General features: G+C 42.6%; 1 protein-coding gene and 1 pseudogene. Both read right to left on the reverse strand.

Annotated features, from left to right (window positions below; all coding sequences use genetic code 11):
* Nucleotides 1–225, reverse strand: a pseudogene (locus tag QZ359_RS00985) (hypothetical protein); the annotation flags it as partial.
* A 17-nt stretch (nucleotides 226–242) separates the two neighbouring features.
* The coding region (locus QZ359_RS00990; RefSeq protein ID WP_293952029.1) for a PD-(D/E)XK nuclease family protein at nucleotides 243–1093 on the reverse strand (851 nt) is incomplete at its 5' end.

Genomic DNA, 1093 nt, shown 5'->3' on the forward strand with positions numbered 1-1093 from the left:
ATGACGGACGCAGTCACTACCGATTGGAAAGAGGCGTTGGCCTGTGACACCATTAAAGAGTTCGTAGGCGTATTTTATGGCATTCCCGCAAACACAATTACTACGGCCAATGCCATTAAAAATCAAGGAAACTTCATTCCATTCCTTGGTAGCTTGTTCCCAAGTATCAGCTTTTGAAGCCTGTAACACCGCATCGTGCAGGGATTTTCTAACTGGAAGTGTCATGAGGTCTCCTTTCTAGATTATACTTTTACAACTTGAACCTCGTCTTTACCGAGTAAAATCAAGTATTTCTCAATATTTTCAATCGAATAGGCTCGAGATAAGGCCTCTCCATAAAGGGCTAACTGAGCACGATAGCGGTTTATGAGTTGACTTGGTTCATCATAGCGGTCTGTCTTATAGTCGAACAGAACGATTTTGTCTTCGTAAAGTAGATAGCCATCAAGGATACCACGGACAACAAAGTCTTCCTGACTCTTTTGGTCTCGTTTGAGCATGGAGAAAGGTTGCTCGCGATAAAGATGGTTGGTATTAGCGAGAATTTCCTGACCGAGTGCTGTGTCAAAGAATGCAAGAATTTTCGAAAGATTAATCTTGTCTTTGACAGCTAGGCTGGTTTGAACTTGTTTGAGAGTTTCTGTCAGGCTAGCAAGCGTTGGTCTCTGGCTGAGGTCCATTCTCTGCATCAGTTCGTGGGTGGCACTACCAATCTCAGCTCCTGTCATCTTTTCTTTGCTTGAAAAATCTGGCAAATCAAAGCTGATTTTCTTGTCTACTGACTGTCCTTGACCTGCAATCTCGACACCTTCCAGATCCATAACTGGTTCATAGAATTTCTTGATTTGGCTTGGGGTTTGAACACTAGGAAGTTCAATGGCTGCGCGGTGAAGAGTATTATATACTTCCACTTCTTTCAGCATTTCAAGGGCTTCCTTAATGGTTTCTGACTGGCGATTGTCTGCTTGAGAGTTATCTTGGAGAGGGCCATTGTTTTCTAATTCTCCGATGGCTTCTCTAGTCAGCTGATCTTCACCAACAAAACTATAACTAAAGTTGAGATTATCCTTGGCAAACACTTTATTGATAGCCC

The sequence above is a fragment of the Streptococcus sp. genome (assembly GCF_019414905.1).
Taxonomy (GTDB): domain Bacteria; phylum Bacillota; class Bacilli; order Lactobacillales; family Streptococcaceae; genus Streptococcus.